Annotated in this window: 15 protein-coding genes; 7 read left to right on the forward strand and 8 right to left on the reverse strand. The window is 71.8% G+C overall.

Going from position 1 to position 19,207, the window contains the following annotated elements; all coding sequences use genetic code 11:
* Nucleotides 1-148 precede the first annotated feature (148 nt).
* Nucleotides 149-1,459, forward strand: coding sequence for a M28 family metallopeptidase (locus AB0N81_RS00845; RefSeq protein ID WP_365354429.1), 1,311 nt, complete (start codon nt 149-151; stop codon nt 1,457-1,459).
* A gap of 163 nt (nt 1,460-1,622) precedes the next feature.
* Entirely contained in the window at nt 1,623-2,897 is a 1,275-nt protein-coding gene (locus AB0N81_RS00850; RefSeq protein ID WP_365354430.1) for a hypothetical protein, read from the forward strand.
* A 349-nt stretch (nt 2,898-3,246) separates the two neighbouring features.
* Here AB0N81_RS00850 and AB0N81_RS00855 read toward each other — a convergent pair whose 3' ends face one another.
* Nucleotides 3,247-5,733, reverse strand: a complete 2,487-nt coding sequence (locus tag AB0N81_RS00855) for a tetratricopeptide repeat protein (RefSeq protein WP_365354432.1) — start codon at nt 5,731-5,733, stop codon at nt 3,247-3,249.
* A 246-nt stretch (nt 5,734-5,979) separates the two neighbouring features.
* Here AB0N81_RS00855 and AB0N81_RS00860 point away from each other — a divergent pair, with 246 nt between their 5' ends.
* Nucleotides 5,980-9,051, forward strand: coding sequence for a BTAD domain-containing putative transcriptional regulator (locus AB0N81_RS00860; protein WP_365354433.1), 3,072 nt, complete (start codon nt 5,980-5,982; stop codon nt 9,049-9,051).
* A gap of 394 nt (nt 9,052-9,445) precedes the next feature.
* On the opposite strand, the gene msrB is transcribed toward AB0N81_RS00860, so the two are convergent.
* The 4 genes from msrB to AB0N81_RS00880 all read right to left on the reverse strand — a co-directional run bounded on the left by msrB (nt 9,446) and on the right by AB0N81_RS00880 (nt 12,863).
* A complete protein-coding gene (gene msrB, locus AB0N81_RS00865; protein ID WP_365354435.1) occupies nt 9,446-9,853 on the reverse strand; it encodes a peptide-methionine (R)-S-oxide reductase MsrB in 408 nt (135 codons plus the stop codon).
* A 49-nt stretch (nt 9,854-9,902) separates the two neighbouring features.
* Nucleotides 9,903-11,321, reverse strand: coding sequence for a UDP-N-acetylmuramate--L-alanine ligase (gene murC / locus AB0N81_RS00870; protein ID WP_365354437.1), 1,419 nt, complete (start codon nt 11,319-11,321; stop codon nt 9,903-9,905).
* A gap of 93 nt (nt 11,322-11,414) precedes the next feature.
* A complete protein-coding gene (locus AB0N81_RS00875) occupies nt 11,415-11,879 on the reverse strand; it encodes an indole-3-glycerol phosphate synthase (RefSeq protein WP_365354826.1) in 465 nt (154 codons plus the stop codon).
* A 150-nt stretch (nt 11,880-12,029) separates the two neighbouring features.
* Nucleotides 12,030-12,863 carry a pyrimidine reductase family protein gene (locus AB0N81_RS00880; RefSeq protein WP_365354439.1) on the reverse strand — a complete coding sequence of 278 codons (834 nt, stop codon included), beginning with the start codon at nt 12,861-12,863 and terminating at the stop codon, nt 12,030-12,032.
* A 36-nt stretch (nt 12,864-12,899) separates the two neighbouring features.
* Here AB0N81_RS00880 and zapE point away from each other — a divergent pair, with 36 nt between their 5' ends.
* From zapE to AB0N81_RS00900, 4 genes are all read left to right on the forward strand, one after another.
* Entirely contained in the window at nt 12,900-13,991 is a 1,092-nt protein-coding gene (gene zapE / locus AB0N81_RS00885; protein WP_365354441.1) for a cell division protein ZapE, read from the forward strand.
* Between the two features lie 125 nt (nt 13,992-14,116).
* On the forward strand, nt 14,117-15,478 hold the full coding sequence (locus AB0N81_RS00890; RefSeq protein ID WP_365354443.1) for a PhoX family protein: 1,362 nt from the start codon (nt 14,117-14,119) through the stop codon (nt 15,476-15,478).
* Between the two features lie 202 nt (nt 15,479-15,680).
* Nucleotides 15,681-16,193 carry a DinB family protein gene (locus AB0N81_RS00895; RefSeq protein ID WP_365354828.1) on the forward strand — a complete coding sequence of 171 codons (513 nt, stop codon included), beginning with the start codon at nt 15,681-15,683 and terminating at the stop codon, nt 16,191-16,193.
* Between the two features lie 221 nt (nt 16,194-16,414).
* Nucleotides 16,415-17,206, forward strand: a complete 792-nt coding sequence (locus AB0N81_RS00900; protein WP_365354444.1) for a class I SAM-dependent methyltransferase — start codon at nt 16,415-16,417, stop codon at nt 17,204-17,206.
* Here AB0N81_RS00900 and AB0N81_RS00905 read toward each other — a convergent pair.
* The 3 genes from AB0N81_RS00905 to AB0N81_RS00915 form a co-directional block, all read right to left on the reverse strand.
* On the reverse strand, nt 17,203-18,255 hold the full coding sequence (locus tag AB0N81_RS00905) for a cytochrome P450 (protein WP_365354446.1): 1,053 nt from the start codon (nt 18,253-18,255) through the stop codon (nt 17,203-17,205). The genes AB0N81_RS00900 and AB0N81_RS00905 overlap by 4 nt on opposite strands.
* Before the next feature lie 107 nt (nt 18,256-18,362).
* Entirely contained in the window at nt 18,363-18,449 is an 87-nt protein-coding gene (locus tag AB0N81_RS00910; RefSeq protein ID WP_365354830.1) for a tryptorubin family RiPP precursor, read from the reverse strand.
* 133 nt (nt 18,450-18,582) lie between these two features.
* Nucleotides 18,583-19,161, reverse strand: a complete 579-nt coding sequence (locus tag AB0N81_RS00915; RefSeq protein ID WP_365354448.1) for a TetR/AcrR family transcriptional regulator — start codon at nt 19,159-19,161, stop codon at nt 18,583-18,585.
* Between the last annotated feature and the right edge of the window lie 46 nt (nt 19,162-19,207).

Genomic DNA, 19,207 nt, shown 5'->3' on the forward strand with positions numbered 1-19,207 from the left:
GCAATGTGACCGGTTTCCGCTCTTGACGGTGGGTCGTCACGCCCTCAACATCAGGCAACGCACAGCTCCAAAGGCGCCCCGCGGCACCCGCGTCGCAGGGCGCCTCGCACGTTCCGTCCCTCTCGCTGTTCGGAATACGGAGCCCCACATGAAACTCTTCAGACGTGCGGCCGTCGGTGCCGCCACTCTGGCCATCGGCGGCCTGCTCGCCACCGCCGCTCCCGCCGTCGCCACGACCGCCGCCCCCGCGCCCACGCTCGCCGCGCCCGACATACCGCTCGCCAACGTCAAGGCGCACCTCTCCCAGTTCCAGTCCATAGCCTCGGCCAACGGCGGCAACCGCGCGCACGGGCGCCCCGGCTACAAGGCCTCCCTCGACTACGTGAAGGCGAAGCTGGACGCGGCCGGATTCACCACCCGCATCCAGCAGTTCACCGCCAGCGGCGGCACCGGCTACAACCTGATCGCCGACTGGCCGGGCGGCGACGCGAACCAGGTCCTGATGGCGGGCGCCCACCTCGACAGCGTCTCGTCGGGCCCCGGCATCAACGACAACGGCTCCGGCTCGGCCGGTGTCCTGGAGACGGCGCTCGCCGTCTCGCGCGCGCAGCTCAAGCCCACGAAGCACCTGCGGTTCGCCTGGTGGGGCGCCGAGGAGCTGGGCATGGTCGGCTCGCGGTACTACGTCAACAACCTGCCCGCGGCGGACCGTTCGAAGGTCAGCGGCTATCTGAACTTCGACATGATCGGCTCGCCGAACCCGGGCTACTTCGTCTACGACGACGACCCCACGATCGAGAAGACGTTCAAGGACTTCTACGCGGGCCTGAACGTCCCCACCGAGATCGAGACCGACGGCGACGGCCGCTCCGACCACGCCCCGTTCAAGAACGTCGGCATCCCGGTCGGCGGGCTCTTCACCGGCGCGGAGCGCGCCAAGTCCAGCGCGCAGGCCCAGAAGTGGGGCGGCACGGCCGGTCAGGCCTTCGACCGCTGCTACCACTCGTCCTGCGACACGACGTCGAACATCAACGACACCGCCCTGGACCGCAACAGCGACGCCGTCGCCCACGCGGTCTGGACGCTCGGCGCGGGCACCACGGTGCCGCCCGGCGACGCGTACGAGAACACCACGGACGTCGCCGTCCCTGACAACGGCGCAGCGGTGACCTCCACGGTGGACGTGACCGGCCGCACCGGCAACGCCCCGGCCACCCTCAAGGTGGACGTCGACATCCGGCACACCTGGCGCGGCGACGTGGTCGTCGACCTGCTCGCGCCCGACGGCACGGCGTACCGCCTGAAGAACTCCAGCAGCAACGACTCGGCGGACAACGTCATCGCGACGTACACGGTCGACGCGTCCAGCGAGCCGGCCAACGGCGCCTGGAAACTCCGCGTCCAGGACGTCGCCGCCCAGGACACGGGCTACATCAACAGCTGGAAGCTGACGTTCTGACGCATTGAAGCTCGGGCGCCGGCACCGTGACGGGCGCTGAACTGCCCGGCGCGCCGCTCCTGCAAGGATCCCGCAAGCGTCGCGCAAGCTTTCCGCCCGCGCTCCGGGGCACCCCCGACCCGAAGCGTCCTGCCCAAAGGAGTCCACAACCCCGGGGGAGACAATGGCGGTTGAGAGCAGAGCCATCTCGACGAGGCCGTTACCCGGATCCGGAGTCCGCTCCGGATCCGGGCACGACGCGCAGTGGCTGACCCTGACCGACTGCAAGCGCGTCCTCGTCGTCGTGCACACCGAGGTGTACGGCAGCCGACTGCGGGACCTGCTCCCGCTCCTCGAGTCGGACCTGCGGATCCAGATCCACTTCACGATCGCACCCCACGCCTTCAACGCCGGGGCGGAGCGCGTGCTGCGCGCCCTGGGCGGCACGGCACTGCCGTGGGAGGTGGCGCTGCGCGGGGAGTTCGACCTCGTCCTCGCGGCCGGCTCCCAGGGCGTCCACCGGTTGCGGGGCCCGCTGCTGCGGATGCCGCACGGCGCGGGACACATCAAGTTGTCCCGCCTCACGGACGACCGTGACCCGGGTGCGCCACGGACCGTCGGCGAGCTGGGGCGGCAATACCTGACGCGGCACGGGAAGGTGGTTCCGAGGGCGCTGGCACTCGCCCACCGCGAGGAGCTGGCCACCCTGGCGCGCACCTGCCCGGAGGCCCTGCCCGTCAGCGTGGTCGTCGGGGATGCCTGCCACGACCGGCTGGTGGCGAGTCTGCCGCTGCGGGGGCGGTACCGCACGGCGCTGGGTCTGCGCCGCGGACAGCGCCTGGTCCTCGTCTCCTCCACCTGGGGGCTCGGCTCGTCCTTCAACCGCCTGGACGCCCTGCTGCCCCGACTGCTGACGGAACTCGACCCGGCCCGCCATCGGGTCGCGGTCCTCGTGCACCCCAACGTCTGGTCCTGCCACGGCGACTGGCAGGTGCGGTCGTGGCTGGCCGCCGCCCAACGGCGGGGCATCGTCGTCCTGCCGCCGGACACCGACTGGCGTGTTCCCCTGATCGCCGCGGACTGGGTGATCGGCGACCACGGCTCCGTGACGCTGTACGCGACGCTCACCCGCGCGGCCGTCCTGCTGGCCCGCTTCCCGGCCACGGACGTCAACCCCGATTCGCCCGCGGCCGAGCTGGCCCGGATCGCGCCCGCCCTCTCGCCCGCCCACCCGCTGGGGGAGCAGCTCGCGTACGCGCGCGCCGAGTACCCCGCCGCGGAGTACGAACGGATCGGGCGGCGCATCTCCTCCGAGCCGGGCCGGTTCGCCCGCAACACCCGGAAGTTGATGTACCGGCTCCTCGGACTCGGCGAGCCGGCCCACGCGGCGTCCCTGCCGCCGCTGCCGGTCCCGGCGCCCCTGGCGGGTGTGACGGCCACCGGCGAGATCCCGGCATGAGCGCACTCGCCCTCCCGGACGAACCGGTGATCGCCTGCCTGGACTGCCCCTGCCTCTGCCCGTTCACCGGCTGCCCCACGGGGGAGACATGGCGGCAGTGCGCCGACGTGCTGTACGCGGACCGCCCGCGGCCGTGCCGGGCGGCCGCCCCGCTGGCCTCGCGCACCCTGCGGCGCTATCCGGGGTGCGTGCTGGTGGTGGTGCGCCGGGTGGAGGGGGGCTGGTGGCACCACAGTCACCGGCAGCCCCCGGGAGGCGTATTGCCGTTGCGGCGAACAGATCTGACGGGCCGTGAGCTGACTCGGTTGGTGTGCGAGTGGTACGCGGAACTCCTCAGCCCGAGCCCATGCTAGCCCGAGCCCATGCTCCGCAGCCGCTCCTCTAGTCGCCGCACATCGGGAGCGCTGACGGTTTCGTAGCGAGCCAGGGACTGCTCGTACCAGCTCCTGGCCCGCTCCGGATCGCGTCGTTCCTGGGCCGCCTCGCCGAGCATTTCCAGAACACGCGCCTGCCAATGCGGGGAGTGCGTCTCCTCGAACTCCGCGAGTGCCTGGGCCAGTTGGCTCTCCGCTGCCTCGACGGCGGACACGTCGGCGCCCGCGCACCGCAGGGCGGCCTGGCCGAGGAAGGCCAGGGCGCGGGCGGCATCGTAAGGGTCACCCTCGGCCAGCAGGTCCGTGCGGGCGGCGGCCAGGTGGGGCAGCGCCTCGTGGGGGCGGCCGTCGGCCAGCGCCACGTCACCCAGACAGATCCTCGTCAGGGCGGCACCGCGGCGGTAGCCGATCGCTTCGCGGAGCGGCAGGGCGAGCCGGAAGTACCGGGTGGCCTCGGTCAGCCGTCCGGCCAGCCGGTGCGACTGCCCCAGGCCGTGCAGCGCCTGGGCCTCGGCCCGGCGGGCGGCCGTCAGCGCGTCCCGGCCCTCGGCGCCGGGGACAGGGCCCCGGCCGCCTTCCAGCGCGGCCGTCCTCTCCCGTGCCACGGCCAGCGCCTGGCCGAACCAGTCCACCGCCTCGTCGTGCCGCCCCGCGTTGCGCAGCCCCGCACCGCCGGAGGTGAGCATCTGCCCCTCGGCCTCCTTCTCCCCCGCGCGTCGGGCCGCCGCGAGGCCGATCTGGTGGGCCTCGATCCACAGGTCGTACGGTCGCAGGCGCAAGAAGAGCGGGAACATCGCGTCGGCGAGCATCCACGCCGTGTCGTCCCACCCACGCTCCGCCGCGGTACGCAGCGCGGCCATGAGGTGGGCCCGTTCGGCGTCCAGCCAGCGGAGTGCGCCGGGCGCGTCCGTGAACGGCGGCCGCTGGGCGGGGATCCGGGCGTAGCGGCGGGGCAGGATGCGATGGCTGGGCGTGAGCAGGGTCTCGGCCTCGGTCGCGGCGGACAGGTAGAAGTCGACGACGCGCCGCACCGCCGCACCGGAGTCGGCGGGCCCGTCGTGGTCGGCGGCGAGCTGTCCGGCGTGGGCCTTCACCAAGTCGTGAAAGCGGTACCGGCCCGCGCCGGTGCGCGGGTCGGGGCCGAGGTCCTCCAGGAGGTTCACCTCGGCCAGCTCATCGAGGAGGTGGTCCGCCTCGTCCCCGGGCAGTGAGCAGGCCTCGGCCGCGACCTCGACGCTGAGCAGCGGGACCGGGGCGAGGCCCAGCCTGCGGTAGCCACGGGCCTGTTCGGGCGGCAGGAGGCGGTACGACGTGTCGAGGGCGCCCCGCACCGCGTACTCCCCCTCCACTCTCAGCGCGTCCAGGACTTTGCCGCCCCTGCCGTCCAGCGCTCCCGCCATCGCGGCCAGCGGTTGCCGGGGCCGCGCCGCCACACGGGCCGCGGCGACACACACCGCGAGGGGCAGTCCCGCGCAGGCGCGCGCGACCGACAGCGCGGCCTCGTACTCGCGGGACACCCGGTCGGCGCCGATCCGCCGGCGGAGGAGTTCCACCGCCTCATGGGTGGCGAGCACCCCCAGCGGATGGAAGGCCGCGCCGTCCATGCCCAGGCCGCTCAGCCGCCCGCGGCTCGTCACCGCCGTCAGCGCCCGCGAGCCGCCGGGCAGCAACGGGCGGACCTGCGCCGCGCTCACCGCGTTGTCCAGCAACAGGGCGATCCGCGCCCCGGCGGTGGCCGAGCGCCACAGGGCGGACTGTTCTCCGAGGTCCGCGGGGACCCGGTCCTCGCCGACGGCCCGCAGCAACTGTCCGAGGAGCTCGCCCGGACGTGCGGGCTCGCTGCCGGAGTGCCCCCGCAGGTCGGCGTACAGCTGCCCGTCGGGGAAGGCGTCGGCCAGGCCGAGCAGCCAGCGGCGCGCCAGGGTGGTCTTGCCGACGCCGGCGGGACCGCTGATGACCGCGAGCACCGGCGCTCCCGGCGAGGCCGTCGCCGTCCGGTGCAGGGCGGCAAGCTCCCGCTCGCGGTTGGTGAAGTGGGCGGGTACCGGCGGCAATTGGCGGGGCACCACGCGTGTCCGCGCCGGGACGGGTGCGGCGGGATGGATGTGCACTCCGCCGTGGATGCCGTGTGCCTGGACGACGGCTCCCTGTACCCGGGCGCCCCCGTCGACGGAGTTGGCGACGTCAGGCAGGGGCATGGCCGGGATGCCGCCGAGCCAGTTTCGGAGTTCACCGGCCAACCCGGGCCGGGCCGCCGCCTGTTCGGCCAGCGCGGCGGAGAGGGACCGGATCAGCTCTCCGCTGTCGGTGCCCGCCCGCGGCGCTGCCCACGCGCGGACCAGTTCGGCCGTCTCCGCGTCCACCCGGGCGCGCACGGCGTCCAGGAGGGCGCGGGCCGCCTCCGGCCGGGCGACCGCCAGCGTCAGGGCGGCCTTCAATTCCAGGGCCGTCACCTGATCCATCGCCCGCCCCTTCTCGAGTTCCGCGGCTTTATGTGGTCTTACGCGATCCACATCGCGCCTGCGTCCTACCCTCCGGCCGTTCCCGTCAGACCGAACGCGACACAACGAAGGTCACAAAGAAGAGTGGTTACGCCAGAACAAGCCAATGAACTGAACCATCCTGCGCCACTATTTGAACGATATTGACATCATGCGATTCTTTGACGCCTATTCAGAACACTGGCCGGCCGGCGGACGGGGGCACTGGTGGAGATCGGTATTCGCGTCCTGGGAACCGTCTCGCTGGAACACGACGGCCATGCCGATCTCCTCGGCTCCGCGAAAGAACGCCTGGTACTCGCGGCGCTGGCCCTCGACGCGGGCCGGCCGGTCTCCCTGGACACCTTGATCCACCGGCTGTGGGAGGACACCCCGCCCGCCAAACCGCGCGCGGGCCTGCACACCTACGCCGCCCGGATCCGCCGGCGCCTCCGGGCGACCGGCAGCGACGACCTGCTCGTGCAGCGGGCCCACACGTATCTGCTCGACATCCGTCCGGAGCGGGTGGACTGCCACCGGTTCGAGCAGCTCGCCGCCCGGGCCCGCGCCCTGGCCGACGGCGCGGACGACGGGGCGGCCCTCGATCTGCTGCGGGAAGCGGCGGCCCTGTGGCGCGGCGAACCGCTGGCCGGACTGAGCGGCCTCTGGGTGGAGAGCGTCCGCGCGACCCTGTCGCAGAGGCAGCTGGCCGCCCACCTGACCCGGTTCGGCATCGAACTCCGCAGAGGCCATTTCGCCGAGCTCGTACCGGACGTGGCTGCGCTGCTCGACCGGCACCCCGGCGACGAGACGCTGGCCGCCCAGCTCATCACCGCGACGTACGGGTGCGGCCGGCAGGCCGACGCCCTCCATGTGTACGACACCGTCCGCCGCCACCTCCGCGAGCACCTCGGCGCCGACCCCGGCGAAGCCCTCACGCGCCTGCACCGCCTCGTCCTGAACAGGGCTCCCCTGAGTGAGCTGCTCCCCCGCGGGGAACCGCGGGTCGCCACCCCGCACACCCTGCCCCGGCACGCCGAACTCGTGGGCCGGCAGGAGGAGTTGGCGGCCACCACGCGGGCGGCAGGCCAGGCTGCGGGCCGGGCTGCCGGCCGGTCGGCCGGCACCGTGATCGCGTTGCAGGCCATCTCGGGGATGGCCGGGGTCGGCAAGACGCTGCTGGCCCTGCACGCGGCCCGCAGTCTGGAGCCGCTCTTCCCCGACGGCCAGCTCCACCTCGACCTGCGCGCCCACTCGCCCGGCCAGGAGCCCCTCACCACCCGGGCCGCCCTCACGGCGCTGCTGCGGATGCTCGGGATCCCGCCCGGCGACCTGCCCGACGATCCGGACGCCCTCGTCAGCCTGTGGCGCACGCTGCTCAGCCGGCGTCGTGCCGTCATCGTCCTGGACGATGTGGCGGACCCCGACCACCTGCGACCCCTGCTGCCGGGACCCTCCCCCTCGCTGATGATCGTCACCAGCCGCCGTCGGCTCTCCGGCCTGCCCGGCGTCCGCCCCGTCCTGCTCGACGTACTGCCCCAGGAAGACGCCGTCGCCCTCTTCCGTGAACTGGCCGGTGAGCCAGGCCCCGCCCACACCCGCGAGGTCGCGGCCATCGTCCAGCTCTGCGGGCGGCTGCCGCTGGCCATCGAGATCGCCGCCGGGCGCCTGGCGTCCCGCCCCTCCTGGACGGCCGGCCACCTGCTGCACCGGCTCACCCACGGACACGGCAGACTGCGGGAAATCAGGGACGGCACCCAGGAGATAGCCCGGGCATTCGAGGTCTCGTACCACACACTCGGCGCCGAGGAGAGAGCGGTTTTCCGCATCCTCGGGCTCCAACTCGGCCCGGATTATGACGCATTCACGACGGCCGCTCTTGCGGATCTTCCGATCGACCGTACAGAGCGCGTTCTCGAAGGACTCCTTGACGCCCACCTCATCCAGGAACCGGTTCCCGAGCGGTACACCACACACGATCTTCTCGGTGAATACTCGCGCACGCTGGCGGCATCCGAACTAAAACCCGTCGAACGGGAACAGGCTCTCCATCGATTGATCGATTTCTACATACAGTCATCCGACGCGGCGGACCGGCTGATCGCCCCGCGGCGCCCGCGAGCGAATATTTCCCGCCACCTTTCCCCCTACCGGACACCCGCGTGGAACAGCCCGGCCGACGCCCGGCGCTGGCTGACGGCGGAGTGCTCCGGACTCATCGCGGCGGAGCGCCACTGCCGTACCCACGGCCGGGCGCACGAGGCGGCGCTGCTCGCCGGTTCGCTGGCCGGCTTCCTCCACGAGGAGAGGTACTCGGCCCACACCCAGGACATGCACCTGGCGGCCGCGGCGCACTGGCGCGCCGGGGGCGAGCCGGAGGCCGAGGTGTACGCGCTGATCAACCAGGGCGCCGCGCTGTCCCGCAACGGCCACTACGACGAGGCCCTCGTCGTCCTCGGACGGGCCCTGGGGGCGGCCCGGGGCATCGACGACACGACGGTGGCCGAAGTGCGGCACGCGCGGGGCGTGCTGCGGTGGAACCTCGGCCGCCTGCCGGAGGCCCTCGCCGACCAGGAGGAGGCCCTGGCACTGCGCACACGCTCGGGCGACCCGTGGCAGCTCGCCCGCTCGGAGAACAACCTGGGCATCACCCACCTCTATCTCGGCAACTTCAAGGTCGCCGACGAGCATTTCCACTCCGCGCTCGTCAGATTCCGCGCGGTGGGCGACGCCCACGAAGAGGCGCACGTACTCAACAATCTCTCGGACCTCCACCTCCATATCGGCGACAGGGAATCCGCGCGACGCCTCCTCCAAGAGGCCCGGAAAATCCTCGCGGCATCGGGAACCACCGCGGAGCACGCCATGGCACAGGTCAATTTGGCGAACACCATGGACGCGTCGACGGAAATCAATGAAATGCTCGACCTGTACCAGGATTCACTGACCTCTTTCCGCCGCCTCGGCGACCGGCGCAATGCCTCGATAACCCTGCACGGAATGGGCAGCGCCCTGCATTCGGCGGCCCGTTTCCGCGAGGCGGCCGAGCATCACACGCGCGCCCTGGAGCTCGCCAGGAGCATCGGGGCGACACACGAGGAGGCGCAGGCCCTGCACGGGCTGGGGGCGGCCGAGCACCGCCTGGGCCAGGCGGCTTCGGCGGCGGCTCACCTCACGGCGGCGGTGGCCGCGGCGGACCGCACGGGGGCGGCGGACGAGGCGGCGCGGGCGCGGGCGGCGCTCGCAGAGGTAGAACCGGAATCCAGAATTCCGGCACCTGATCCGGAACAGCTCGCGTAAAGCATTTCGCTCTACCAGATCGCGCTCCACGCAGGGGCCGGATCAGGAAAATCCGCTACAGGGTTGACCCGCGCTTTAGCGGTACGCCAAGATCCCGACGGGCGGAGAAACCGCTCCGTCCGTCCGCACTTCTGGCGTTCTGGAGACACAGCACAAATGCCGAGCAAGAAAGCAATGGGGCCTGTAAAACGAGTCCCGTCGTTCTCCACTGTCATTCGAACAGCCGCTGCCGTAGGCATATTGATTTGCATGCCTTCACTGGCTGACTCCGATACAGGGAAGACGCCACCGCGGAACCCCGCCCAGACCGCGACTCCCCACCAGGGAGCCCCCCGCGCCTGACGGCGATCCGGCACGGCGGCGGCAACCCCGCCGCCGTGCCCCACGGAAGAACTCAGCCCTCGTCCGGCGTCAACCGCAGCGAGATCGAGTTGATGCAGTACCGCTGGTCGGTCGGGGTCGCGTACCCCTCCCCCTCGAACACGTGCCCGAGATGCGACCCGCAGCGGGCGCACCGCACCTCCGTGCGGACCATGCCGTGCGAGGTGTCCTGGAGCAGCTCGACCGCGTCCGTGTCCTTGGGGTCGAAGAAGCTCGGCCAGCCGCAGTGCGACTCGAACTTCTCCGACGAGGTGAACAGCTCCGCGCCGCACGCGCGACAGGAGTACACACCCTTCGTCTTGGTGTCCGTGTACTCACCGACGAAGGCGGGCTCCGTGCCGGCCTGGCGCAGCACGGCGTACTCCGACGGGGTCAGCTCCGCTCGCCACTGCTCGTCCGGCTTCTCGACGTCGTACGACATGACTGTGAACCCCTTACTTCGGCAACTCGCCAACTCGACAGCTCGACGGCTAGGCCTGCTCGGTCAGCTCGGTCAGGATCTGCGGGCCGAGGTCCGTGACGTCGCCCGCTCCCATGGTGAGAACGAGATCGCCGGGCCGGACCATTCCCGCGATCGTCCGCACGGCCTCCGCCTTGTCGTGCGCGGCGACGACCTCGGCGCCGGCCTCGCGGGCGGCGTCGATGATCAGGGCGCTGGTGATGCCGGGGATCGGGTCCTCGCGGGCCGGGTAGATGTCGAGGACCACGGAGGAGTCGGCGAGGGCGAGGGCCTGGCCCATCTCGGTGCCCAGTTCCTGGGTGCGCGAGAAGAGGTGGGGCTGGAAGAGGACGAGGATGCGGGAGTCACCCGCGTCGCCCGCGGCGGAGCGCATCGCCTCCAGGTCGGCCGTCATCTCGGTGGGGTGGTGGGCGTAGGAGTCGATGACCTGGGCGCCCGCGGCCTCGCCCTTGAGCTGGAGGCGGCGCTTGACGCCGGTGTACGACTTCAGGGCGCCGGCCAGGTTCCGGGACGGGATGCCGAGCGCGATGCCCGCGGCGAGGGCGGCGACGGCGTTGTTCGCGTAGTGGCGGCCGGGCACCGAGACCGTGAAGGTCAGCAGCTTGCCGTCCAGGAGGACGGTGACCTCGCTGGTCAGACCGCGTGCCGTGATCTTGTGGATGCGCAGGTCGGCGCCTTCGGACTCGCCGTACGTGACGACCTTGAGCTCTCCGAGGTCCCGGACGCGCTTGGTCAGCTCGACCGCGCCCGGCTGGTCCGCCGAGATGACCAGGGTGCCGCCGGGGACGACCTTGCCCGCGAAGATCTCGAAGGATTCGTAGATCTCGTCCATCGACGCGTAGTTGGCGTGGTGGTCGAGCTCCACGTTGAGGACGATGGCGACCTCGGGCGCGTACTTGTGGAAGCTGCGGTCGCTTTCATCGGCCTCGGCGACGAAGATGTCGCCCTCGCCGTGCAGCGCGTTCGACCCCGGCACGTCCAGGTCGCCGCCGATCGCGTACGACGGGGCGAGGCCGAGGGTGGCGAGGGTGACGGCCAGCATCGACGTCGTGGTCGTCTTGCCGTGCGTACCCGCCACCGCGATCGGGCGCCGGCCGTTCATCAGCGACGCCAGGGCGTCCGAGCGGTGCACGACGGGGATGTCCAGCTCGGCGGCGCGGGCCAGCTCGGGGTTGTCCGCGCGGATGGCGGAGGAGACGACGACGCACGTCGCGTCGGACGCGAGGTGGGCTGCGTCGTGCCCGATGTGGACCGTGACGCCCAGCGCGCGCAGCGCCTCGGCGGTCGCGGACTCGCGGGAGTCGCTGCCCGCGACCTTGGCGCCGCGCTGGGCCAGGATCTTCGCGATGCCCGACATTCCGGCGCCGCCGATGCCGATGAAGTGCGGTCGGTCCATGTCGGCCATGGACTGAGGCAGGCCGGGTGCCATGCGTGTGTCTCCCCAAGTGTGACGTCGACTGAGCAGGGCCCAGCCTATTGCCTGCCGTGGGGCACGACGCCCGAGGCACCCCGGCCCCCTGGGCTACGCCTCTTCGGCCAGGCTGTGCGAGAAGAGCTTCAGGACCGGGACGCCCACCTTGTGCCGTGCCCGCGAGGCCCAGTCGCGGTGGAAGAACTCCTCCACGTAGTGCGGGTCGGTCAGGACGATCACCTCGTCGGCGTCGGCGTCCTCGACCAGGTTCTTGAGCGCGTCCAGCGGATGGTCCTCGATGAGGCGCCCCTGCGCCGCGCAGCCCGCCGCGCGCAGCGCGGTCAGCGAGACCCGCAGCGCCTGTTCGCCGGGGCCTGTCGCCTCCTGTCCCTCCGGGGTATCGCCCTCGCGCGCCGCCTCGTCCAGTTCGCCGAGGGCGACGTCGTCGATGGCCCGCAGCAGACGGTCCGCCTGGTCGCCCCTGGGCTGGAGCAGTACGTGGAAGGCCACCGGCTCGTCCCCGTGCAAAGTGGTGACGAATTCCACGTCGGCGGACGTCAGGGCCTTCTCGATCATCAATACGCTTGTGAACACGCCAGGCGCCCTTCTCATCCGTGGGCCGTGCTGAGGCCCTTGCGGAAACCATCCTGCCCCGTAGCCGCACGGGGTCTGCGCAATCTAGTGTGCCCGGCCGAAGCCAAACGGAACGGCTGATTCCGCTGAATGTCAGGTACGACGGTATCGGGTGAAGAGGAACCCGGCCTCCTCCAGTACGGACGTCAGTACGAATCGTTCCGGCACCGCCAGGGCGGACCCGCCCGCGATCCGCTGCGCGTCCCCCGCGGTGAGCATCGGGGACACCGTCAGGCAGAGCTCGTCCAGCGCCCCGGCGGCCACGAACTGGCCGAGGAGGCGGGGGCCGCCCTCCGTGAGCAGCCTGGTCAGCCCCCGTTCGGCCAGGGCGGGCGCCACCCGCTCCGGCTCCACGGTCGCACCCTCGCCGGCGATCACCACGACGGCGCCCGCCTTCTCCGCCGCGTCGATCCGGTCGGCGGGCGCGGAGGCCCCCGTCACCAGGAGCGTGGGCGTCACGGGCGCGGTGAAGAGCGGAAGCGAGAAGTCCAGGTCGAGGCCGGCACTGACGACCGCGATGGCGGGCGCGGTCGTCTGCCCGGCCGTCGCCCGGTGCCGTTCGAAGGCCGAACGCGCCTTCGCCGGGCGGTAACCCTCCTTGCGGACGGTCTCGGCGCCGACGACCACGGCGTCGGCCAGGCCGCGCAGGGTGCCGAAGATCCGCATGTCGGTGTCGCCGGAGATCGGGTGGGAGCGGCCGTCGTGGTGGGCCGCGCCGTCGAGCGTGGACACCATGTTGGCGCGCAGCCAGGCCGTCTCCCCCGGGGGGTAGGCGTAGGCGTCGGCCAGCTCGTCGAGGGTCCACTCCCGGTCGGCCGTCTGGTCAGCCGTCCGGTCGACTGTCCGGTCGGCGCAGTCGACTGTCCGGTCGGTACGGTCGACGGTCCGGTCGGCTGTCTGGTCGGTCACAGGGAACAGGCGTCGCATATCCGCAGTCTTGCACGCCCCTTAAGCTGGGGAACCGTGTCGTCCTCCTCCGCCGCCTCCGGGCGCCACCCCATAGCCGAAGTGGCTCCGCTGTCCCTGTGCGCCCGCGAGCCCCGCGTTCCGGCCGACCGGCTGGTCGCCGAGATGGTGCCGCCGCCGCGCTTCGACTCGGTCCGCTTCGATACGTACATTCCGGACCCGAACCAGCCGAGCCAGACCGAGGCGGTCCGCGCCCTCAGCGGCTTCGCGGCGGGCCTCGGCGGGGCGCACGCCTCCGGTTCCGGCCGGAAGCGGTGGTTCCAGAAGAAGGCCGCGGCCCCCTCGGGCCCGCGCGGCATCTATCTGGACGGTGGCTACGGCGTCGGCAAGACCCACCTCCTCGCCTCCCTCTGGCACGCGACGCCCGCCGCGCCCGAGCAGAAGGCGTTCGGCACCTTCGTCGAGCTCACCAACCTGGTCGGCGCGCTCGGCTTCCAGCAGACCGTGCGCACCCTCGGCGGGCACCGGCTGCTCTGCATCGACGAGTTCGAGCTCGACGACCCGGGCGACACGGTCCTGGTGTCCTCGCTGCTCTCCAAGCTCGTCGGGGAGGGCGTGGCGCTCGCCGCGACCTCGAACACGCTGCCGGGCAAGCTCGGCGAGGGCCGGTTCGCGGCCACGGACTTCATGCGGGAGATCCAGGGCCTGTCCGCCCACTTCAAGGCGTTGCGGATCGACGGCGAGGACTATCGCCACCGGGGCCTCCCTGAGGCGCCCGCCCCGTACTCGGAGGAGCAGGTCACCAAGGCGGCGTACGCGACCGACCACGCCTCGCTCGACGACTTCCCGCATCTGCTCGAACACCTGGCCAAGGTCCACCCGAGCCGGTACGGCGCGTTGACCGACGGGCTCGGCGCCGTCTGCCTCACCGACGTGACGCCGGTGCCGGACCAGTCGACCGCTCTGCGCCTTGTGGTGCTCGCCGACCGGCTGTACGACCGAGAGGTACCGGTGCTCGCCTCCGGTGTGCCCTTCGACCGGCTCTTCAGTGAGGACATGCTCAACGGCGGGTACCGGAAGAAGTACTTCCGTGCCATATCGCGGCTCACGGCGCTCGCGCGGGACGCGAAGGGACTCGTGGGCGAGTAGCCGTGCCGCGGCGGTGACATGGGACGGCTCACGAAACGGAAGCTACGCGCGTGGTTCCCGTGCACCAGGGCGCGTGGTACACACATCCGGTCACATTCCTGTCCGCCAGCAGGAGGTTGCCCAACATGTCTGCCACTCGACGTCAGGTTCTCGCCCGTTCCGGTGCCGTGGGCGCCGGAATCGCCTTCACGGGCGCTCTCTCGGAACTCTTCGCGGGCACCGCCGCCGCGCACGGGAAGGCCGGCTACGGTCCGCTCGTCCCCGACCCCAAGGGCCTGCTCGACCTGCCCAAGGGGTTCCGCTACAAGGTCCTCTCACGCGAGGGCGAACCCCTGCGGTCCGGTGAGGGCAAAGTGCCCAGCAACCACGACGGCATGGCCGCCTTCCGAGGCCGCAACGGCGGCGTCCACCTCGTCCGCAACCACGAGAACCGCGTCACCGGCAAGATCGGCGTGCCGACCGTCAAGGGCCTCACGTACGACCCGATGGCCAAGGGCGGCTGTACGGCGCTCGCGCTCGACCGGAGAGACGACGTCATGGGCGAGCGCGTCGCGATCGCCGGGACCGCCGTCAACTGCGCGGGCGGGCCCACCCCTTGGGGCACCTGGCTCACCTGCGAGGAGACCGAGGACAAGGCCGGCACGAACGGCTACACCAAGGACCACGGCTTCATCTTCGAGGTCGACCCGGTGGACCCGCGCCGCACCGGCGCGGTGCCGCTGACCGCGATGGGCCGCTTCCAGCACGAGGCCGTCGCCGTCGACCCGAAGCGCGGCGTCGTCTACGAGACCGAGGACGCCTTCGAGAAGCCCTTCGGCCTCTTCTACCGCTTCCTGCCCGAGAAGCCCGGGGGCGGCCGCGGCTCGCTGCGCGCGGGCGGCAGGCTGCAGGCCATGCGGGTGCCCGGGGTGCCCGACCTGTCCTCCGTCCAGGAGACGGGCGCGTGCTTCGAGGGCATCGAGTGGGTCGACGTCCCGGACCCGCTGGCGGCCCAGACCCCCATCCGCCACCAGGACTTCGGCAAGAAGGGCATCACCCACGCGCAGAAGCTGGAGGGCTGCTACTGGGGCGGCTCGTCCGTCTACTTCGTGTCGTCCTTCGCACACAGCGCGCAGGGCTCGGCGGGCGACCACTTCGGCCAGATCTGGCGGTACGAGCCGTCGAGGCGCCGCCTCACCCTCGTCATCGTGTTCGGCCCGAGCACCGACATCCAGCTGCCGGGCGAGTCCCCCGACAACATCTGTCTGGCGCCGAGCGGCGGCCTGATGGTGTGCGAGGACGGCGACGGCGCGCAGCACGTGTACGGCGTCACCCGGAAGGGGGAGGTCTACGCGATGGCCCGCAACCGGCAGAACATCGGCAGCCCCGAGAAGCCCGAGTGGGGGGAGTTCGCGGGCGTCACCTTCTCCCCGGACCACGACACGATGTACGTGAACTGCTATACGCCCGGCACGACGTTCGCGGTGACGGGGCCCTGGCACAAGTAGCGGCCCCCGGCCCCGTCCGGCCCGGCCCGACCCGGCCCGGCCCGGCCCACGGTGACAAATCACTGGCGGGCCGGGCTCCGCACGGACGAACATGGCCCGCATGAGCGACCAGAGCGGTGAAAGCGGCGAGAGCGGCGAGAGCGGCGACAGCGACCGGAGCGGGCAAGCAGCGCGGTGGACCCGGGCGACCATCTATCCCGACATGTGGGCCGACCCTGGCGAAGACCCCCGCAACAGCGAGGGCACCAGTCCTGACGGTGAGCTTCCGACGCTCCTCGACTTCCTGACGAGCTACCGCATGACCCTGCGGATGAAGTGCGAGGGCCTGGACCCGGAGCAGCTGGCCCGCCGCTCCGTCCCGCCGTCGACGATGTCGCTGCTCGGCCTGGTCCGGCACCTCGTCGAGGTCGAGCGCGACTGGCGCAACTGGATCAGCGACGGCGACCCGGTGCCGAAGCTGTACGGCGGGCGGGACGCGGACTTCGACGGAGCCGTCGCCGAACAGGCCATGGTCGACGCCGCGTTCACCGACCTGGAACGCGAGCAGGCGGCCACCGACGCCGCGCTCGCCCGGAACCCGGACCTGGGCGAGCGGCTGGGCAAGGACGGGACGTCGGTCCGCGAGCTGATGGTGCACAGGATCGAGGAGTACGCCCGGCACTGCGGGCACGCCGACCTGCTGCGCGAGTGCGTCGACGGCCGCGTCGGCCAGTGACGCCGAAAGCCGCGCCGCCGAGGCGCGGAAAGCCCCTGTGACGGCCTCCCGTGGGTGCGCGGACGTCTTTTGGGCCCGGGGCCGGGGTGCCGGGACCACCGCCTCGCCGCCGGCCCCGCAGGCGCTCCCCGACGCCCTCCCTCAGCACCCCGCGCACCGCCTCTGAGCTGGGCTTTCCCTCCCCGCGATCCTACAATTGCCCTTCAGGGAAAGGGGACTTGATGGACCGCGACATTCGCACGGTAAACGACGTGATGAAACTCCTGGACAGCCTGTTCGAGCCGGGCGCCGACCGCTGGACGGCCGACGGAGCCCCGTGGTGGGACGGCTTCTACGAGGACCGCACCAAGCCGGTGCCGTTCTTCGTTGCCAAGCCGGACGAGAACCTCGTCTCGTACGCGGAGCGGGGTCTCCTCGCGCCGGCCCGGTCCCCCGTGCCGGACCGAGCCCCCGCGCCGGGCCGGGCCCTCGACCTGGGCTGCGGCCCCGGTCGCAACGCCCTCCACCTGGCCGCCCTCGGTTACGAGGTCGACGCCGTCGACCTGTCGGCGGCCGCCATCGACTGGGCCACGGACCGCGCCCGCGAGGCCGGGGCCGACATCCGGTTCCATCAGGGCGACGCCTTCGCGCTCGTGGAGAGCGAGCTGGCCGGTCCGTACGACCTGATCTACGACTCGGGGTGCTTCCACCACCTGCCGCCGCACCGCCGCGTCAGCTATCTCGCCCTCCTCGACCGCGCCCTGGCGCCCGGCGGGCACTACGCCCTGGCCTGCTTCGCGGCCGGTGAGGCGGGCATGGGCTCCGAGCTGCCCGACGCGGACTTCTACCGCCTGGCCGGGCTGCTCGGCGGTCTCGCGTACACGCCGGACTCGCTCCGCCGGATCTTCGCCGGCCTGACGGAGGTCGAGCTGCGCCGGATGCGCGACGAGCCGCCCGGGTCGGAGCTCTTCGGCGAGCCCTTCCTCTGGACGGCCCTGTTCCGCCGCGACACCGCGGCCGGCCCCATGCCTTAGGCGCCGCGTCGGACGAGCCGCACCTTGTCGACCCCGAGCAACCCCGCGAGCGGCACCTTCGCGGTGGTCTGCCGGGCGTCGACCGTCGCTCCCTCGGCGCGCAGGATGTCGAGCAGCATGCCGGCCAGCGGCATCACCATGTGCCGTCCCCAGCAGCGTTCGGAGACGTGGCCGAAGGGAAGGTAGCCGGGGTGGTCGTCGGGGTCCAGGGCGGCCCAGCGCTCGGGGCGGAACGCGTCGGGGTCGTCCCAGAGCTCCGGGTCGCGGTGGCTGAGCAGCGGCAGGAGCAGTACGTCGTCGCCGGTGCCGATGCGGTCGTCGAGGGCGGTGTACTCGGGGGACGCGTGCCGCAGGATGTTCCAGGACGGCGGCAGCAGCCGCATGGACTCGTACAGGATGTGCTCGTTGGGTGTCCCCTCGTCGAAGGGCGCCCCGAGCCAGTACGCGTTGGCGACGAGTGTGGAGACGGTGAAGCAGACGGGTGCGGCGGCCCGCCGGTACAGGCCCATCGCGTAGCGGCGGTCGCTGTAGGTCGTGGCGTCGGCGGTCAGGCCGGCGATGCTGGTGACGGGTGCGCCGGGGCGGAGCCTGCCGGGCAGGGCGGCGCCGGTCGCGATGACGGTCCAGGTCAGCTTGGGCGTCAGCTCCAGGGTGCGGTCCATGAGGATGCGCAGCCGGTACGGGTCGGCGCCGAGGATCAGGTCGCGCAGGTACACGTGGCCGACGTGCGGCCACTCCCCGGAGAGGTCGAGCCGGCCGGGCACGGGCTTCTTCAGCGCCGCCCGCACGTCACGGCCGATGGCCCGCATGACGGTGGACGCCTCGGTGCGGGGGATGGAACGTCCGTGCAGCGGCTTGAAGGTGGGGCGTTCGAGCTCGGTGGCGGGCCGGGCGGCGAGGATCCGGTCGGTGAGGGCGGGCCCGGCGACGCCGACGGTGTCGTCGTCCAGGCGGAACACGTCCTGGCCGAGGTGGTCGCGCAGCAGGGCGTGGAGTCGCGGCGCGAAGACAGTGGTCCGCGCGAGCCGGTCGGTGCCGGGTGTGGACATCGGGGATCTCCCAGAGCGGGAGGGCCGAGCCCGGCGGCCGGTTCACGGCACGCCGGGCCCGGGCCTCAACGGCGCGTTACGTCCCTACGGTTGGCGGCAGGGTCGGCCTAGTACCAGTGGTACCAGGCGTACGCCTTGAGGCTCTTCTCGCCGGTGATCTTCTTCTTGAGGGAGCGGACAACCTTCATGTGCATACCTCCGGTCGTTTCCGTCGGTCCATGCCGGACATGGACCTGAGAAGAAGCGTCGCCGCCTTCGATCAACGTCCGATAAACGGCCGCGCGGTGCGCGTCAGCGGTACGTGAGCGCGACGCGTGCCCCCGCGGCTCACAGATCGGCGAGCGCCCCGTCGACCGTCGCGAGCAGGACCTCGCGGTCGTCCTGTACGCGGCTGAGGACACGCAGGCCGTAGTACGTGCTCTGCACCCGGCGCGCCACGGTCCTCGCGTCGCCGGTGGAGCGGATCTCACCCGCGCGCCGCCCCTCCTCCACGACCGTGCGCAGCTCGTCCTCGACCCGGTCGAAGCTGCGCCGCACGGCCGCTTTGACCTCGGGGTCGAGCCCGGCGATCTCGATGGCGGCGTTGATGGCGAAGCAGCCGCGCGCGCCCTCCTCGTCGAGGTCGGCGTCGACGGCGTGGATCATCATGGCGCGCAGCCGCTCCTTCGCCGGTCCTTCGCCGCGCAGGATCTCCACCTGCTCGGCGGTGGCGGTGTCGTAGTAGCGCTGGAGGGCGCGGAGGTAGAGCTGCCGCTTGCCGCCGAAGGTGTTGTAGAGGCTCGAGGGGCCGAGGCCCGTGCTGTCGCACAGGTCGCGCGTCGAGGTGCCTTCGTACCCGTGGCGCCAGAACGTCTCCATGGCCGCGGTGACGACGCGGTCCTCGTTGAACTCTCGTGGTCTGGCCATGCGCCCACGGTAGACGTTTTGGAATGCATATACAAAACGAGTCCTG

The organism is Streptomyces sp. NPDC093510 (assembly GCF_040683555.1).
Classification (GTDB): domain Bacteria; phylum Actinomycetota; class Actinomycetes; order Streptomycetales; family Streptomycetaceae; genus Streptomyces.